This window comes from Rheinheimera sp. NSM (assembly GCF_052380015.1).
Lineage (GTDB): Bacteria > Pseudomonadota > Gammaproteobacteria > Enterobacterales > Alteromonadaceae > Alishewanella.
In genome coordinates this window covers 418792-437411 of record NZ_JBQTCI010000002.1, presented here as the reverse complement: position 1 = coordinate 437411, position 18620 = coordinate 418792, and the positions used below count along the sequence as shown (strand labels likewise).

Annotated in this window: 15 protein-coding genes; all 15 read right to left on the bottom strand. The window is 51.2% G+C overall.

The features are described 5' to 3' along the window. Positions 1 to 20: 20 nt before the first annotated feature. Positions 21 to 1025 (bottom strand): type VI secretion system baseplate subunit TssG, encoded by a 1005-nt coding sequence (gene tssG, locus ACTZWV_RS07815; protein WP_444786007.1) that lies wholly within the window; start codon positions 1023 to 1025, stop codon positions 21 to 23. Further along, positions 1022 to 2854: a type VI secretion system baseplate subunit TssF gene (gene tssF / locus ACTZWV_RS07810; RefSeq protein WP_444786006.1), complete on the bottom strand. Its 1833-nt coding sequence runs from the start codon at positions 2852 to 2854 to the stop codon at positions 1022 to 1024. The genes tssG and tssF overlap by 4 nt, the downstream gene beginning before the upstream one ends. After that, positions 2851 to 3342, bottom strand: a complete 492-nt coding sequence (tssE, locus tag ACTZWV_RS07805; protein WP_444786005.1) for a type VI secretion system baseplate subunit TssE — start codon at positions 3340 to 3342, stop codon at positions 2851 to 2853. The genes tssF and tssE overlap by 4 nt, the downstream gene beginning before the upstream one ends. A gap of 18 nt (positions 3343 to 3360) precedes the next feature. Then, positions 3361 to 4161, bottom strand: coding sequence for a type VI secretion system accessory protein TagJ (locus ACTZWV_RS07800; RefSeq protein ID WP_444786004.1), 801 nt, complete (start codon positions 4159 to 4161; stop codon positions 3361 to 3363). Positions 4162 to 4163: 2 nt separating this feature from the next. Next, positions 4164 to 5723 (bottom strand): type VI secretion system contractile sheath large subunit, encoded by a 1560-nt coding sequence (tssC, locus tag ACTZWV_RS07795; protein WP_444786003.1) that lies wholly within the window; start codon positions 5721 to 5723, stop codon positions 4164 to 4166. A gap of 84 nt (positions 5724 to 5807) precedes the next feature. Beyond that, positions 5808 to 7301: a type VI secretion system contractile sheath large subunit gene (tssC, locus tag ACTZWV_RS07790; protein WP_173500704.1), complete on the bottom strand. Its 1494-nt coding sequence runs from the start codon at positions 7299 to 7301 to the stop codon at positions 5808 to 5810. Between the two features lies 1 nt (position 7302). Then, a complete protein-coding gene (tssB, locus tag ACTZWV_RS07785) occupies positions 7303 to 7803 on the bottom strand; it encodes a type VI secretion system contractile sheath small subunit (protein WP_305551015.1) in 501 nt (166 codons plus the stop codon). Positions 7804 to 7861: 58 nt separating this feature from the next. Next, the gene (gene tssA, locus ACTZWV_RS07780; RefSeq protein WP_444786002.1) at positions 7862 to 8956 is read right to left on the bottom strand and encodes a type VI secretion system protein TssA; all 1095 of its coding nucleotides are present in this window, start codon (positions 8954 to 8956) and stop codon (positions 7862 to 7864) included. Between the two features lie 81 nt (positions 8957 to 9037). Further along, positions 9038 to 9808, bottom strand: a complete 771-nt coding sequence (locus ACTZWV_RS07775; RefSeq protein WP_444786001.1) for a PP2C family protein-serine/threonine phosphatase — start codon at positions 9806 to 9808, stop codon at positions 9038 to 9040. A 2-nt stretch (positions 9809 to 9810) separates the two neighbouring features. Beyond that, on the bottom strand, positions 9811 to 10506 hold the full coding sequence (gene tagF, locus ACTZWV_RS07770) for a type VI secretion system-associated protein TagF (protein ID WP_444786000.1): 696 nt from the start codon (positions 10504 to 10506) through the stop codon (positions 9811 to 9813). Between the two features lie 11 nt (positions 10507 to 10517). Further along, positions 10518 to 14066 carry a type VI secretion system membrane subunit TssM gene (tssM, locus tag ACTZWV_RS07765; RefSeq protein ID WP_444785999.1) on the bottom strand — a complete coding sequence of 1183 codons (3549 nt, stop codon included), beginning with the start codon at positions 14064 to 14066 and terminating at the stop codon, positions 10518 to 10520. Between the two features lie 22 nt (positions 14067 to 14088). Beyond that, positions 14089 to 15399, bottom strand: coding sequence for a type VI secretion system protein TssL, long form (gene tssL / locus ACTZWV_RS07760; RefSeq protein ID WP_444785998.1), 1311 nt, complete (start codon positions 15397 to 15399; stop codon positions 14089 to 14091). Between the two features lie 37 nt (positions 15400 to 15436). Further along, entirely contained in the window at positions 15437 to 16765 is a 1329-nt protein-coding gene (gene tssK / locus ACTZWV_RS07755; protein WP_444785997.1) for a type VI secretion system baseplate subunit TssK, read from the bottom strand. A gap of 26 nt (positions 16766 to 16791) precedes the next feature. Continuing rightward, entirely contained in the window at positions 16792 to 17274 is a 483-nt protein-coding gene (tssJ, locus tag ACTZWV_RS07750) for a type VI secretion system lipoprotein TssJ (protein WP_444785996.1), read from the bottom strand. Between the two features lie 46 nt (positions 17275 to 17320). Then, positions 17321 to 18616, bottom strand: coding sequence for a type VI secretion system-associated FHA domain protein TagH (gene tagH / locus ACTZWV_RS07745; protein ID WP_444785995.1), 1296 nt, complete (start codon positions 18614 to 18616; stop codon positions 17321 to 17323). Positions 18617 to 18620: the final 4 nt, after the last annotated feature.

Genomic DNA, 18620 nt, shown 5'->3' with positions numbered 1-18620 from the left:
ATATGCTTCCTGTGCATGAACTAAGGCCGGGCCAATTGATAACTGAGCCGGGTAAGCTGATGTTGTATTGCTGTTCTGACCGCCAGGCTACCGCTTTGCCCAAGACTAAGCCGGCGTTTACCTAACTGTGCGGTGGGAAAGTCCTGATGTTGGCCAACCAGCGTAATGCGCACTCTAAGTGCTGCCGGCAGAAAATCTGCCAGTACGGTACTGATCAACGCATGCTGATAACTGCCGGGCAGTAACTGAGCGCCGCGTCCGGCGGGCACGGTGATCACCAATTCAATTGCCGAGCTGATATCCCACACCCTGCTGCCCAACATCGCCGACATGCCAAGACCGGCAAGTTGCCCCTGCGGCAACAACCGCATCGCCAGCCGGCTTTGCTCGTCTTTGCCCAGAGTTAGCCAGCGGCCCTGTAAAGGCTGCAGTTCCACTTTGGTTTTCAGCAGCTCAGTCAGAATTTGCGTCAGTTGCTGTGCGCTGCGGTTATGCTGACTAAAAGCGCCGGCGTAATACAAACTTAACGCCTGGCGCGCACCGGACAGGGTTTTAAGCACCGTGCTGAAACTGTCTTGCTCCGGCGCTGAAATTTCGTACTGGCAGGCAAAGCGGTATTTTTCCCAGGCGCGGTAATACAATGAGATCAAACGATGATTAAACAGGTCGAAAAAATCGCGCATGGTTTTGTCGCGCTGCTTCAGGCGTTGCAGCACCATTTCCGTGTAATGCTGTGGCATTACGCCGCTGGGCCCGGTTAAGCCGAGAAAGCTGACATGCATTGCCACAGCATCGTGCTGCGCATTGTCCATCTGTGCGTCGCGACTTTCTACCCGTGTTACCGGCTGGCCCGGAAATCCGAGATGTTGCACACTTTTAAAGCGCACTAACTCTTTTTTCGGAAAACCATCACGGCCTACCCCTTGCCAGCGTTTATGCTCACTACCAAACTGGCGTTCCAGCGAATAGACTGCCTGATAAAAATCAAACTCTGACGGGTTTTGTTTTAACAATTCCAGTTTCACAGCAGCACCTTAGTACCGGAGCGCGCCGGCCAGCGATGATACAACTGCTCATGGTCTTTTAACTTCACCGTTAACCGCGTATAGCTGTTTACGGTGGCGTATTGGGCAAAGAACACATCCAGAATATTGGCAAAGAAGTAAATGCCGCTGCCGGCATAAGATGACTGGGTAAACTCCAGCAGAATTTCACTGCCGCTGCATACTGCTACCCGGCCCTGATGGCTTACTCTGGCACTGCCGGAGGTGATGCGTAAGTTACAGATGCCGTCAATTAACGCCTTGGACTCCGGTGTACAGCGAAAATCGTATAACTGCAGTGTTTCTTTCAACCTGATCAGGGCATCATCACCGGTAAAATGATTCAGTGTTAAATGGTTTACCAGCTGCCAGCGGCTGGCTTCCTGTAAGGCCGGGCGCACGCTGGCCGTTGGCGCTAACAGGCAACGCACTTCTTTGATCACATCGGCATGCTTACTGATGTTAAAGCGCGGCTCACCACCACCAAACGGCAGGTACGCCGGTAAGTTGCGGTTACTACACAACGCCTGCACCTGAATAACCCAGTCTTTTGGCGTATCGCCTGCATTGACGCCCTGAAACTTGCGGTCTACTACCGACAAATACATTTCGGTGCCGGTTTCTGAATAACCGCCGGCCCAATCGGCAAATTCGCGCCGGCTGTGCCAAAACATATCTTGTTGTTGCAGGTAGTCCGGATGGCCCTGGCTGTAATACGGATTGAGTGTCACTTCATTACCGAAAGGATCAAACGCCCGCACCTGTTCAATACGGATCACCTCGCAGACGTCGGCATCCAGGTAGCGTGGTACCAGCCGGTATTCATACTGCGAAGCGTCCAGATTCACCGGCTCCAGCTTCTGGCTGAATAAATTAATTACCGGTGTGCAGCCCAGCAGTAAGCTGTCGGCGGTAATATGCCGCTCCAGTTCATCGGCGCCGTCGGCCAGATAAAAATACAGCTGAAATTTATCTGCTATCTGTGGCCAAGCCGGATCGAGTTGTTGCAATTCGACAAATAAAAACTTTTCCGGACATAAAAACTGTTCAATTAACAAACGATAACCGGCAAAGCTGCGCTGGCTGTAGGGCACCACCTGATGCTCATCAGCAAAGCCTATCGCCTGTAACTGGCTGGCCGGCAAAAATCGTATCGCTTCCGGCTTACCGGCAGGCGCTATCCCTACCGCAATCAATTTACTCAGCAACAGCTCATACAAGCGGTAAACATGATGACGCTGGCCGTTGAGGTAAAAGCGCAATTTAGCCACATCCAGTTCGTGCATAGCGGTTTTTTCAAATTCGCAGGCCAAATCTAACTTTAATAATGCTTTGGCACTTTGCTGCACCGGTGGTTTGGGCGCATGAAAAGGCGCATTTTTAAACTCGGCCGCAACCACTTCCAGCGGCAGAATATCGGTGTCGTAGCAAGCCTGAAAGGTACAGGGTTTTAAACCATCGGTGCGGGTTTCAAACTCAGTACCGCGCTTGATGGTAATACCGGAATTAGACAGATTCTGACTGGTCAGTTTTAACACTGAGGTTGACGGGATCGGCGCCTGATAATCCGGATACAGCTGGCCCAGCAAGGCATCGGTCAGCTCGGGGAAGCTATCATCCAGCTTCTGCCGGATCTGCGCGGTTAACAACGCAAAACCTTCAATTAACCGCGACACATGCGGATCTTCGACATTTTCTTCACTGAGCCGCAGCCGGCCGGCAATTTTCGGGTATTGCTCGGCAAACTCCGCGCCCATCCGACGGATATAGGTCAGTTCACGATTGTAATACTTCAATAACTCGTCATTCATGCCTGATAATCTCTGATGGTCAACCCCAAATGCACCGGCTCCACTTCGGAGTCAAACATGATGTGTTCCGGCTCCGGGTCTGCGTACAGCAAGGCCTGGATCCGCAGCCGTAACACCCGTTCCATATCATGCTCCTGCTCCGGCACTGAAACTTCTACATCAACAAAGCGCGGTTCAAAGCGGCGTATGGTTTGCTCTACTGCACGGCACAACTGCTGACGCCCTTCATCGGAATCGACAACCATTACCGAAAAATCCGGCAGGCCGTAATTCAACAAACTCTGTGGCAACTCGGTGTAACTGTCCGGCCAGGTATGCCACTGCACGCGGCTGTTCAGCAAATTCTCTAAATCACGCCGTACGCTTTGACGCAGTGCTTTTAAATCGAAGCCACGACGGCTGCGGCCACTGTCTTTCTGCCCCGGGTTATCGTCAATTAACCGATCCAGTAAAGACTGTTGCAAAGCTTGTTTTTGCTGCAATTTCACCGCCGCCGCTCCGAATTATCAGTGTGTTACAGCAACGTCTGCCGGGCGCAGCGACTTAAGCTCAGACAACGTCAGTGCATGCTCGCCGGCCAGTAACATTTTTTGCCCGACGCCGGTAACCAGCTGTTCATCATGTTGCTGCCAATCGGTATCACGGCCCATCCGCTCGGAAATACGGATGCTGTCGACATAGGTCATCGGCACAAAGACCTCGCCCTGGGGGCCGTCTTTAATGACGATCTCAGCACGGCGCCACACGGTATCAAGCAGCGACTCGGGCTTTTTCAGGCTCAGGCTGTCAATCTCGCTGAACTTGGCCAGATAGTAGTGCCCGTCGGTACCAAACAGCTCAAGATAGCCGGCCAGGCTATCGTCTAAATCGCGGATGTCATTACAGGTCTCGCCATTGATTTCAACCGCATTCACACCACGTAAACTCTCTAACGTGGCAGCGGCCTTAACCGCTGCAGCGATATCCTGCTCTTTTAACGCTAGCCGCAGCGACAACTGCGCTTCAAACATGGCATCGGCCTGACCGAATAACGTTGCGGTTACGCCGCCCTGATAAAAGTCCTGCCTGGCAGAAGCCGCACGGATCAATTGACGCAGATTCACCGCACCAACCAGATAATCCGGATGCTGACGCACCATCATATCCAGCTGCTGATCGGCCTTTTCCAGCGCCCCCTGGATACACAGCAATTCAATATAGGCGGCGCGCACATCTGCATTGGCCGGATCATCGCGCAGTAACTGCACAGCCCGCTCTGTGGCTGCAATCAGCTCGCCTTGTTTTAGTAATGCCTGTAATGATTTCACGTTTAACCTCTTGCAGTAGCTGCTTGTTTAGGTGACAGTTCGGCAACCAGCTTTACAGTGGTAATCATTTGATCTAACTGAAAATGTGGTTGCAGCTGAATAATTGAATAATAACGACCGGGTTCACCGCGTTTTTCCCGCACCTGGATACGCGCTTCGCGCAGCGGATGCCGGGCCCGCACGTCGTTGGAGGCGTCGGTTGATGCCGTGGTATAGTTGTGCAACCAGCGCTGCAGCTCTTGCTCGCATTGCTCAGCAGAGTGATAACCACCAACCTTATCGCGGCCGATCACTTTGATATAATGAGCAAAGCGTGCCACGCACAAAATATATTGCAGCATCGCCGATAGCCTGGCGTTTACACTGGACAATTTATCGTCATACACTTTTGCTTGTTGTACCGACGCATTGTTATAAAAAGCAAAGTAATCACTGTACGGCACTACCGACAACGGAATAAAACCGTTATCGGAAAGTTCTGATTCAAATCTGTGGCCAACCAACAGGTTAACCGAGGGCTTATTGCTGGCCTGGTACTTCTCGGTCTCATAACGGCTTGCCGGTAAATTACTGACCAGGCCAAAATTATGCTGGCCGGCTTTCATGCCGCGAATTTGTGCAAACCAGCCCGAATCACTGTAAGCCCGCACCAGCACAGCAGCAAAAGCATAGGCGGCGTTGCCCCATAAATAGTCACGCTCCGGCCGGGCCAGTGCTTCACGAAAGACAAAGCTTTCGGTGCGCGAGCCATCATCTTTATAAGGGCTGCGCATCAACACCTGCGGCAGCACCACGCCTAAAAAGCGGGCATCTTCCATGGCCCGCAACGCGCGCCATTTCACATACTCCGGTTGCTTAAACTGACTGCCGATATCCGACACCAAACCCAGCTCAGAGAAGTGATCCACACCAAACAGCGACGGATGCGCAGCGCATATAAAAGGCGCAAAAGCCGCCGCCGCGGTGCGTGCCACTTCTTTTAACGTATCTAAATCATGATGCAGCTGACCCGGACGGATCTTATGGCTGATTTGATAATCACCGATCAGTACGCCGAAGGGCTCACCGCCCGGCATATCAAATTCGTTGTCATAAATCAGTTTAAAAAAATCACTTTGATCGAAGTCGATAGCGCGGCTGATATCTTTACTCAGCTCCGGCCAGGACAATGACAGCAGCTTAACCTTAACTTTTTGGCCACGATCGTGGCGTTCGGTTTGCTCTGTCAGGTACAACACACCGCGCCAGCTGGCTTCCAGTTGCTGAAACAACGTATGGTGCAAAATGTCATTTAATTGCAGGTTAATCAGCCGGTCTATATCGGCAATAGCACGACATAACATGGCGCTGACCACGTGGCTGTTGCGTACTTTAGTACCGGCAACATGCTCTAACCAATACAAAATGGCAGCCAGCGGCTCGGGCTCACGTAAAAAGCGCGCCAACACACCGCTGCGCTCCAACCGGGTATAAGCAGGCTGGTTAAAACCATCCGCCTGGGCCCCGTTAACAGCGGCTTGCTCAAACACATCCTGTGAGACAAATTTTACTGCGTCTGCCATGACATTCTCTTCCACTAACTGCGTTGGTTAATGCTGCCATGCCACCGGCCAAGGGGGATAATCTCAACCGGTGACATAGCGCACTTAACCACCCATTTCAGGGATTTTTGCTACCAAACGCAGCGAAGTAGACAGTTCTTCCAGTTGCAGCCACGGCCGTAACCATGCTACCGCATTGTAAGAGCCGGGACGGCCCGGGATTTCGCGAACCTGCACTTTAGCGTCAGCCAGTGGATAACGCGCGCGTACTTCCTGGCCACTGCCTTCTGAGGCATTGACATAACTTAAGATCCAGCGGTTTAACCACACCTCGACATCTTCCGCTTCCATAAAGCTGCCGATCTTGTCGCGGGCCAATACTTTTAAGTAATGGGCAAAGCGTGACGTCGCCATTAAGTAAGGTAAACGTGCTGAAATGGCAGCATTAGCAGTAGCTTCCGGGGTGTCATATTTTTTCGGTTTTTGCGCAGTTTGCGCACCGAAAAATACCGCATAGTCAGTGTTTTTATAGTGACATAACGGCAAAAAGCCCATTTTGCCTAACTCAGCTTCGCGCCGGTCGGTAATACCAATCTCGGTAGGACACTTCAGATCCGGGTCACCATCATCACTCATAAAGATGTGGCTGGGTAAACCTTCTACTTTGCCGCCGCCTTCCGCGCCGCGGATAGCCGTACAGAAGCCGTACTGCGCAAAGGCATTCGTCAGTTTAGCGCCCATTACGTAAGCAGCATTCATCCAGCAATATTCCGAATGCTCAGTGGTTTTTGCCACGCCTTTTTGCCCGTCAAGTTCAAACTCTTCAAAGCCAAACTCTTCTATCGGGCAGGTAGCGCTACCGTAAGGTAAACGCGCTAATACGCGCGGCATAGTCAAGGTAACAAAACGCGAGTCGTCGCTGTCGCGGAACGAGCGCCACTTGGTATATTCCAAAGATTCAAAGATTTTTTCCAGATCGCGCGGCTTAGACAACTCTGTCCATTCATCAAAACCGAACAATGCCGGCGACGCTGCAGACAGAAACGGGCAAAAACCGGCGGCAGAAACATTCGACATATAAGTCAGTGTTTCAATATCTTCCGGATGATTAGTAAACTCGTAATCACCGATAATAGCGCCGTAAGGTTCACCACCCGGGGTGCCAAACTCAGATTCATATACCTTCTTAAAGGTTTGGCTCTGGTCAAACTCCACCGCTTTGCTCAAATCTTTATACAGCTCTTTCTTGCTCATGCTGATCATGCGGATTTTCAGTGAAGCGCTGGTTTCTGAGTTCATTACCAAATGGTTCAAACCGCGCCAGCTGCCTTCCAGCTTTTGAAACGCCGGCGTATGCATAATGGCGGCTAACTGATCTGAAATCAGCGTATCCAGCCGGTTGATAGCTTCATTAAAGGTAACCGTTAAGTTTTTGTTCCAGCTGACAGTACCGCTTAAGGCTTCTTCTGTCAGGGTGCGCAATAACTCTTCTGCACGTGAGGCATCGGTTTGTTTGGTCGCGCCGATAGCCTGTTCCAGTAAAGACGAGGCCGACGCCTGAGCATTATCATGCTGTTCTACTAAAGCTTCCGTACTCATGTTATTTTTCCTCGATGCTCAGATCCTGCGCCAACTTCTGCAGATCTTCATTGTTGTTCAGTACCCGCTCCAAAATATTTTCCAGCTCTTCAGAGCGGTCAATTTTAGTCATCAGGTCGCGCAGTTTATTCCGCGTTGCCATCAGCTTATCTAAGGGTTCAACCTGTTTTACAATGGCGGCAGGCTCAAAATCCTGCATAGATTTAAATTCCAGGTCGACACTGAATTCGCTGCCATCGCCGGACAACTTGTTATCCACTTTAAAGCTTAGTTTCGGGTTCATCCGCTTTAGTACTTCGTCGAAGTTATCGCGGTCAATCTGTACAAAACGGCGGTCTTTAAGTGGTTTTAACGCTTCGGTGTTCTGACCGGCAAAATCACCCATTACGCCGACAACAAAAGGCAGCTCTTTTTTAACCGCAGCTCCTTCTGTCTCAACGTCATAAGTAATATGCACACGGGGCTTACGCACCCGGGATAATTTACTGTGAATACTTTCCATTGACTCTCTCCTGTTACTCAGCTGTTATTTGTTGCAGTTCATACCCCTACGGCGGGTACTACTTCTGTTGCGGGATCCCCGCCAGCCGGAAGTAATGGTTACGGCTGTTGTTATCGTCGATAAGCTCTTGCAGCAATTCGGGTAAGGTAAGCCCGCTCCAGTGCACTACCTGCTCCAACGCATATGAAATAGGTGAATGAGGTTCAGTTTTACGGAAAAACTCCGCAGCCTGTTTCAAGCTGTTTAATACCTGATCGCGGCTTTGCACCTGCTGTTGTATCGGGTCAACGTTTAGCGCTTGCCCATCCTCAGATAGCTGCGCTTCCGGAGTTGCTGTACCGGTAAACTGCGCCAGCTTGTCTGCAGCCAGATAGGTCACGGCATCGAGACATTTCTGCAGGGTTTTGCTAATAGCACTGGTGGGTTGAGGCTCACCTGCCATAGCGGCATCCATTGCTTGTGACAACAGCGAAAATTCAGCTATTGCCAACTCAATTTGCTGCTTTAGTTGCTGATAAAACGCCGCTGATGATTCTGCAACAGCGTCTTTAATTTGCTCGAGGCTGGCAATACCGGCATCAGCTTTCAGCTTTTGCCGTTTTTCATCTTTGCGGGAGATATCAGATGCACGTTCGAACTGCCAACAGGCAAACTGGCCATAAGAGGTCACATCTGTCAGCGGAATACTAAGGATTGGTGTAATAAGCGCACCATCCCCCTCATAGCCATTCAGGCCAATCAACGGAGCAATACGTACTTCCATGCCATCTTCATCGGGCAGCGGATACAAATGTTGCCAAAAATTCTCTATTAGTAACCGGGTCGTTTTAAAGCCAGCAGCCAGCCCGGCAAAACCATGAGTACGGCACAAGGCTTCAATCAACCAGGCAGAATATTCCAGATCTTTGACTTCAGAGCACAATACCTTGGGCAGCTTTTCCGCTAACGGTCGCCAATCAGAGGCCAGTGCGAGAAAATCCTCTTCTTCGGCCAGTAAAGCACGTTCATTTGCCCGTGCCTGACCGCGGCTATCTTTAAACTGGTAATACTGCGACGTAGGCGAGATATCAGTGCGCGGATCTACCCCGGCCGGATTGGCAGAGTCCACCGCTTCAATTAACAATTCAAAATCAATTAATTCACTGTATTCCATCACAACAACCAAAATGAGACGTTATCCAGCGAATAATGTTACTTTATTGTTTTAATGATGACAACAATTAACTAAAATTTTCTACAGCCTGGTATAAACAGGTATAGTTTTATCCTTTTCATTAACATTTTCAGCCTGATTATCTACTTTAACCAGAATACAGGTTACATTGTCGCGGGCGCCGGCAACCAGAGTAGAATGTAATAAAGCCCGGCTTGCTTCAGCAATGTTGTTGTGTGCTAAATACTGACAAATCTCTTGATCTGTCAGTTCTTTATTCAAGCCATCGCTACAGAGTAAGAACAGATCTCCCGGTTGCCATGCCCCACTGACAACATCAATAGTTACCGATGTATCAACACCTACGGCACGGGTGATGACATTGGCCAACTCATGTTGTTCTGCTTCGTTTTGGTTCAGCAAACCCTGCTCTACCATTTCATTGACCTGGCTGTGATCCCGTGTCACCTGGCGCAAATGATTATTACGCAACAAATAGCCGCGGCTGTCACCGGCCCACAATAAGTGGTAGTAAAACTTATCGATCAGCAATACCACCACAGTAGAGCCGGCCGTATTGCCCTGTAAATGCTGCTCGCTGTAACGGCACAATTCGCTGTTCGCCTGCTGCAGCGCTTCCGTAAGCAACTGCACTGACGGCTGGCTGTTGCGCTGTACTGCGACTCTGACGGTATCAACGACTAACTGACTGGCAACGTCACCGGCAGCATGTCCGCCCATACCGTCGGCCACCACCCAAACCCCGCTGTCAGCCAAATCTAAACAGGCGTCTTCATTTAATTTACGTACCAGGCCCTTATGTGTTTGAGCATGGGATACAACCTGCTTCATTGTTATACCGTTCCACTACAGTTAATATCTGCACTCTGCCAGTGCCAGCGTTGCCAATCACCGGCCAACATCGCCGCATACTGGCTGACCTGTGGTAAGCCGTTAGTGACTAAAGTACAGGGTGATACATGTTCAGAGCCGGCAGTCCACCACAAACAATATCGACCAAACTGTTGCCGGTAACTGTGGTGCAACAGCAAGCTGGCATCGAGCGGGCAATTTGCCTGCAGTACCCATGCCGGCCGCCCTTGTGCCGGTGCCATTTGGCCTGTGTTGATCTGCTGTGGTTGCGGCCAGTTAAACTCCGCCTTAGCCATTGCCGCCTGCCAGCTGTCAAAAGCAAAATCATCTTCCAATGTCAGTAAGGCTTGTTGCTCCAGTACATCGGACCAACCGCTGTTGCCGCGGGCATGCACCGGAGTACACGGCATGGCTCTGGCCAGCGTTAACGGATAATGCCGGCCAACCTGGTCAACACTTGGCATCAGGCAGCCCATCATCGGCTCTTTACCACACACACCAGCCGATAAGGCAAAGTGCCAGACCGGACTGGTTAAATAGGTATTAAGCCAGGCCCCGCCCAACTGCTCGCGACTAACCGCCAACACTGCCTGCAGCCACTCGTTCCAGCTGTCGACAAAATCCGGTGCCAGTCCCTGCGCCAGAAAATCGCCCCGGCCCGGGATCTTGCCGCACATACCTACATCATTTATAAACTTGCCGGACAACTGAAGGTCTCCAATGCACTGCTCCAAAAAGGATTATTCACGGTATCCGGTACCAGCTCGACCCTGGCCCTGTTACCCTGCACCGCTAAATGCAGAACTTTATCGGTGCGGGTTTGCGGCCGGTTTTGGGTTAACTCATCAAGGAAACGGAACCATGACCATTCACCTTCCTGGCTGATATTAGACGGCAAGCCGGAGTTAGCCGGGGTAAACACCAGCCGCGTTTGCAGTTTATTGCGATCGCCGGGCCAGAAAAACTGCCGTGAGCGTGTCGGACCATGACGGTAAGATAACTCCTGGCCGTCCAGCTCCAACAGCAAATGGGTGATATGCCGGTCCAGATACAGTGGCCGCAAGCTAAAGCCTACTTTCAGCTTCTGACTGCCGCCATCAAAGAACGCGGCACGGATTTGCTGTGCGGCCTGAAAGGTCTTCAGTACGCTGTGATCAAGGCCAATATCTTTCTTGAAGGTCCAGTTAGAACGACTGGTGTTGACAAACGGCTGCAAATAATCTTTGAAGAAGCTATCCAGAGTACCGCCGTAACCGAAGAAGCGTTCGAAATCACGCAGCTTGATATCGTCTTTACTGCGCCGGTTCAGCGGGTAACGCCCGGCGATAGCACGTTTGTATTCGGCCAGTACGGTTCCCTGCCACGCCTCATTAATATGTTGGCGACTGCCTTTGGCGAACAACTTGCCGGTATCAGCTGACAACTCTCCGAGCCAATCGGAAAACGGCGCCGGAATATCGCTTTTTAACCGCCGCAATGCCACGCTCAGCTCATTACCGCCCTCTGCATTTAACTGATTAGCATAGGCCTGGCGCGCCATGCCGCCCGGAATATACAACCGTTCCAGATATTCGTTATACATGCGGCTGGTTTGGGCAATCTGCTCCAGCTGTGCTTCACCGATATTCAGCAGCTGACTAAAGGCCAGTTCAACTTCCTTACCGGGTAACTTTTGCGTCAGTGCCGACATATCGTCAGGTAATAAACGGTTTAAACGCGACTTTTGACTGGAAAACTGCGTATCGGCTACTTTGCCGGCAACATCTTTTGCCATATTTGCCTCTGCTGAATCCGGCAAACTGGTTAAACGCACATTTTGCTGTACCGCTTTAATAATATTCTGGATCGGCTGCTCCGGCCCGGATAATACTTTAGTAACAAAAACGCCTTGCTCAACATCGTTAACAGAGCTGATGGTGATGTCATCCAGCAGTTCCTGCCACAGGTAAGCGTAGTCACGCAGGTATTTTTCCGTAACCTGCTCAGACAAGCTGGTATCGGCCTGGCCATCTTCGCCGCTACTTTGCTCACCGTACACCCAGCTGTCTTCCATCAGGCTGCGGATAATCCGGCGTTTTTCAACGTTGAACAGACCATGGAAGCCCTGATAGGTATACAAGCCGGAAATGCCTTGCTGCAACGGCGCGCCGCTTTTACGCTGCACCACTTTAACGCCGTCGGTACCCAGTACATCTACCAGTCGGAAATCCGGAATATGGCTTTTTACCAATTCAGTGCGGATCCGCTGATAAGCCCGCTCAGCCAACGGCACAGTCAGCAGTAGCTCACGGGCTGCTATGACCACATCGTCGTTATAAGACGCACCTTTAATGCCATTTTCTAACAAGGCCTGCAGATGATTTTGCAGCGATAACCGCAGCGGCAAGTTTACGTCGCCGGCAAAGCGACGCTCTGTGTACAACGCAAACCACGAGTTGATTTGTTCAGCATCAAAATATTGCGGTTTGAACACCATCAGATAAGTTTTCAGCGTTTCGTACAAGTAGTCGCGATGCCGGGCATTAAGCTGCATTTCTGCCGTCAGGCTCTCGAGCAAAAATGGTACAAAGCTATGGTACAGGCCACTTTGATACGCTGTTTTCGCCGCCTGCCCCAGTTTATCGCCCTGATAAAGCCCGAGGTTTTTCGGCCCGTCTGTCGGCAATACGCCGGCATAACCGGCCGGTAAATCCCGCAGTAAATTCAGTTGCTCATTCAGCGCGACAACATCTTCAGTGCCGCTACCCTTTGCTGTCAGCTGCTGATAGTCACTAATGGAGCTGCTGACTTCATCTACCAGCTCTGTATTCCAGTTGTAACTGCCGGCCCAGGCGACCACCAGCCAAACTGCAGACAATGCCGTGGCAGCCAGCACACCGCGGCGCATAAGACGATGCCGCGCTTTGTGTTGCAGGTTAACCGATGCCAGTTCACGCTCAGGAATAACAATCTCTTCAAAGAAGCGCTTAATAAAGTAACCTTTGCCTTCTCCGGTTTGGCGCCGCAGCGGCGGCTCTGCCAGACCAAAATTACTGCCCAGCTGCGACATAATACGATCTATCGGCACGCCTTCCTGGGTCGCGCTGGCAATGTAAACCCCGCGCAACATGGTGGCTTTTTCAAACGGGTTCGGCGCAAAAATTTCTTTCAAAAAATCATCGGCGGCGCTTTGCAGCAATCTGAGCTGGCGCGGGAATTCATAAATAGCCGCGCGGTTTTCGCTGTCATGCTCAAACTGCAAACGGCTGAATAACCGTTGGGTCAGGCGATTTATAATGGCGTGAAACTCTTTGTTAAACTGCGCTACTACGCCTTTTTCACTGTCATCCTGCGCGGCATCAAAGGTCATGCCCCATACCTGCTCACGCTCTTCTTCCGTCAGGTTGTCAAAAAACTCGGTGAAGCCGGCAATAAGATCGGCCTTGGTAAACATGACATACACCGGAAAGCTCATGCCCAACTGGTTTTGTAACTCCTGTACCCGTTGCTTAATAGCCCTGGCATGCAAATTACGCTCAGTACGGGTTTGGTTCAGCAGATCTGCCAGGCTGACAAATACGATAACGCCATTAATAGGCCGGCGTGGCCGATGCTTACGCAGTAATCCTAAAAAGCCCTGCCAGGCGGTAGAATCCTGCGCTGCATGGCTGTCCTGAGTGGTATAACGGCCGGCAGTATCAATCAGTACCGCCTGATTAGTAAACCACCAGTCGCACTGGCGCGTGCCACCGATACCTTCAATAGCATCTGCCCCCATATGCTCTTTTAACGGAAATTCCAAACCGGAATTGTGCAATGCTGTGGTTTTACCCGACCCTGGCGGGCCTATCAGCATATACCAGGGCAATTGGTAAATATCGCGCGCCTTGCCAAACCGGGCATGCTTTAAAATATCCAACGCTTTTTGCATGCGTTCACGCAATACGTCGATGTCTCGCTTGGCCAGCTCATCCTGTTGTTGAAACTCATCGCCGTTCAGCAGCGTATCTACCGCCTGCTTATGTGAGCGGGTCTCACGTAACCCTTTAATATAATGAGTTCCGCCCCACAACAAGGCGATAACCAGCAAGGTAACCAGCCTGGCGCTGGCACTGGCCAATGGCTCGTAACCGGCAATAGCCAGTAAGGGGCCGCCAAACCAGATAAGTAAGGCTAATGCCAACAGACCCAACACAGTAATAAAAACGCTGGATTTCAACAATCTGACGATCGATTGCAGCGCTGATTTAACTTTCATAACACTTCCCTTGTTTAAGGCCTTACTGTAACAAATCTATTTCGACCCGCCGGTTCAGCGCGCGGTTAGCTGCAGTGTCGTTCTCAGCTATCGGGTTAGCATCGCCGTGCCCTTCCGGCCATAGGCGGCCGCGTAAGTCGGCACCGGCGGCCAGAGCATCTGCCATGGCATTAGCTCGGGCCAGCGACAGGTGCCAGTTAGATGGATACTTGCTGGTAAAAATCGGCAGATTGTCGGTGTAACCACTGACCAGAATGCGCCCTTGAGTGCCCTCCAGGGCACGGGCAATTTTTGCTGCCACCGGGGCAAAGCCTTCATTGATACCGGTACTGCCCGGACTAAACAGCTGATCCAGGCCGACACGAATACGCACACGGTCCGGCAGCTCAATCACGTCCAGCAATTCACGGCGGATTTCGGTTTGTAACAGTTGTTGCAGGCGGATGGCATCCTGTCGTGCTTTGGCGGAAGCCGGCTGCGGGGCGTCCTGCTCCCAACTAACCAGAGTATTCAATTGGCGGTGAACCTGATCCGAATAACTGTTTATTTGATAATTCAGATACATATAACAGCCCAGTAAGGCTGCGCCTACCACCGAACACAACACCCACAGCGGAAACTCTGCCTGTAACTGATTCGCTGCGACCACCTGACTGCGCCAGCCCGGTGATAACTCACGCGGCGGCTCGCCACGCTGACTGCGGATAGCTTTGTAAGCGCGCTCGCGAAAACCTTCCAGTTTTTCAAAGCCACGTTCTTCTACCCGCATCTTGCCGACAAAACCGAATGACAAGCACAGGTATTGCAGCTCTAACAACAACAGATGCTCTTTTGGTGCGGCGATGGCGCTTTCAAGCAGCGTGAAGAAATACTCACCACCGAAGGTTTCATTGTGAAAGGTCGACAGCAAACTCTCGGTAGCCCAGTCGCTGTTGCCGCCCCAGCCGGTGTTAAGTACCGTTTCATCGATAAAAGAGCACATACAATAGCGTGCTTTTTCTATCAGCTCACTGCTGATCCCCTTATAACGCAGTTGTTGCTCATACTGATTAATCAGCTGTACACAACGCGTTTTTAATCCCGGCACATCCGCATGCTGTACGGTACTGCGAATGGGCGCGACCAACGAAAATAACGCCCCGGCTTCGTCAATCAGGATATTGTCACTGATCGACAGTACCTGCAGCTTTTGTGCAGTTTCGGGTGCCCGCACATTGGCAGACATCCGTGTTTTATCATTGTCGCCGGTGTTGTCTGCAACAACCGCTGCAGCCGCGCTTTTGACAGGAGCCCTGCCACCGGGCCGGGGTTTCATCACTGTTTTATCAGACATTGCTTGCCGTCCCTGTTTATCAGTCGCCGTTAGGCGGCTATGCCTTTATTGCCCAAAGTTCAATTTTTAAGCCCGGATAGTTGCCGGATAAATGCAAGGCTAATCCGCCGCTGTTTGCCAGCCGTTCCCAATAAATACTGCCTTTATCCAGTTGGAAATAATGATAACCGGCATGGTAAGGCACCTGGCGTGGCGCAACCGGTAAACCGGTTACTGCTATACCCGGTAACTGGTTATTTACCAATTCACGAATATGCTCTACCGGGCCTATTTTTAGCCGCGCCGGTAAATGTTTGCGAATATCGTCAGCCGGCAGATCTGCAGCCACCGCCAGCACAAACTGGGCATACTCGAGCAAGGACTTGTCCGTGAGCGGCGATACCAAAATGCCAAACTTGGCTTGCTCTAACGGCAATGCCTGGGCCGTTTGCTCCAGCACGACACTTAACGTTTGGTTCATAATCACGCTGAGGTTGCCAAACACCGCCGTTAAATCATCATGCTGATACGGCGGAAATTGCGGCGGGCGTTTGTGTCTGGACGTAAACGTCGCTAATTCACCCAACATAGAAATCATTAAACGATACAAGCTGTGCGGATGTTCCAACACACCGGTTTTTAAATGGCGTAACAGCGGCTCGTAACGGTTTAATACCTGCAACATCAGAAAATCTGCAATAGAGTTTGCCGTGCCCTGACCTTTACCTAAACGATCGGCCAGCGCGTCTGCCCGCTGGCACAGCATGCCCAACGCTTCGGTAATAAAGGCCGAAAGTTCGCCGTCCTGCTGCACATCCACCAGCGGCGGAATGAACTTTTTTAACAGCTTTACTTCGCCTTGTTCTGACACTTCGCGAATGCGCGCCACCGGCATACAAATAAAGCCACCGCGGTCTTCTGATTCAAGCTTGAATATCAGTTTAAGCTTAGCCAGTTGCAACAGCTCTGTCGCCTCTTCTGCCAGGCTGTTATCTGCTACGCTGTGTTCGGCATAACCGTAGCGGCTGATATGTGAACTGTCATGGCTGCTGATATTTTGGCTGCTGCTTTTATCCATGGCCAGACACAGATAAACCAGCTGATCACGGCAACTCTTGCCAACTTGGATCGCCGCCGGTAAAGACTCAACGGTGGGTAACTGCAGTACAGTGCCATCGGGTAAGATAGCTTCTAATTCTGACAACGCAAACTGGCCGAATTTCAGGCTTTGCGGGTCAATAACACAACGGCGTACACCCCAGCCATAGGGTAATTGCATAGTCAGCTGCTGCTGTCTGCAGTAATCAAAATACCGCTCCTGCTGCTGGAAGTGCTGCGGCCTGAGAAATAATCCCTCAGACCAGGCGATACGACTGTAATCACTCATGCTGTCATTCTCCGAAGCAGACCAGTTTAACGCTTACGTTCTAAATCATGCTCACGGATATACACCGCCAGTTTATCAACATAGACATAAAAGTCGTCGTAACCGGTGGGTTTAACATCAACCACAGCACGCCATCTGGCCCCTTCAATATCGCGATAGGCAGCCACTACCGCCACCGCACGGGTGGCAGGCTGTAATGCCATACGATATTCAGTACGCTGGCCCGGCTCAAACACTAACTCATCTTTCTTCAACAGATCGGTGCGCAAAATAACTTCCGGGTTATCGTACAGGGCAAAAAAGTCCTGATTCTCAAACACCGTTTTTGACGCCAACTCGTACACCTTAATAATGACCGGTGACGGACGCCCGTCGAGATCCGGGTTAATATCCTGAGCTACACGAAAATGCAGCTTGGTCGAGGGCGGAAAGGTTGCATACACCGCCTGACAACCCGCTAACACGCTAAGGCTAAACCACAGCACTACCAGCGCCTTTATTGCTTTCATCTCTACCACTCCTTAAGGTATCGTTAATCCGGCCTTCGCAAACCGCTTACTTTTTACGCAAAAAAGCTTCATAGGCGCTGATAAAGTCATCATTTACGCCCTGTTTATCTTTGTTATTCAGCTCTGTCGCTAATTCAGCATGCAGGGCTTTGTAGCGTGCCCACAACCTGGCCTGCCGCTGTGCCGGATTTAATTTATCGACAAAGCTGCCGCCGAAATCACCGGCTTCAATGCGCTGCGGCGCCAGTTGGGATAACAAACCTGTCATCGCCCCACCGGCACCGGCAATAATGGCCGATTCATGCCGGCTGATATCAGCAAAAGCCTCTGCTATTGCCTGACGTGGTGGCATAAAGCTGGAGCCCTGACGGTTAAACAAGTTATGAAAAGCATCATCAATGTTGGCAGAAAATTTAAGCGGGTTATTTTCCCGCTGCTGAAAGGTGGTTTGGTTAACCCGAAAACTGTTTTTCACTTCAGAGCGCGCATGCATCACCGTGATCACACCCTGCAAAGATTGTTGCAACGCCTGCCCCAGTTGTTCCCACCAGGCAGCAGAGTCAGCGGCCTGCAGGTTAGCTTCAGACACGCCTAAACCTTTGAGGAAAGCTTGCAAGTGCACGTGCCCGTCAGTGGCAATTGCTTGTTTTAACGGTTTGTCGGTAGCAGGCTGTTTATTACCGGTGTGCAATGGGGCTGCTGCCGGAGTATCCGCCGTCATGGAAGCATTGTCGTTGGTTTGCCAGGCGGAGGCCCAGTCATCCGGTATCAGCGCTGCCGGTGCCAAAAAGTGATCGTCCATTACCAGCTCTGCCCCGGCGCGATGCTGCGGTAAAGCCGTATCAGCAGAGCTTCTGCCAAAACTGCTGCCGGACACATCAGATACCAGCATGCCATTGCCCGCAGGGGCGTCTGTATTGCGCTGTGACAATGCATCATTCGGTACTACCCTGGCTGGCTGTATCGTAGCGGGTTGTATCGTTGCAGGTTTTGGCTGTAAATCTGCTACCGTTTGTAATTCGTCTATCAGCGCGACCTGGATCTCATAATCCCCCATACACAGCAGATCACCGTGTTTCAGTGTGTAACTGTTGCCCTGCCCCAAGGCGTCTACCGCGCGGTTAACAAAAAGTCCGTTGGTGGATTTATCTGTGATGGTAAAAGCACCGTTTTGGTGGCTGATAACAGCATGCTCTGATGACACTACGCGTTCGGGGTCCGGCAGGTACCAATCAGCTTGCTCTGAGCGCCCCAGAGTGCCGCCACTGCTGTCGAAGCGTTTTACGGCAACCTGTCGGGGTGATAACCTGTGATAACTCAGTACTGACAACTCAAGTAGCATATCC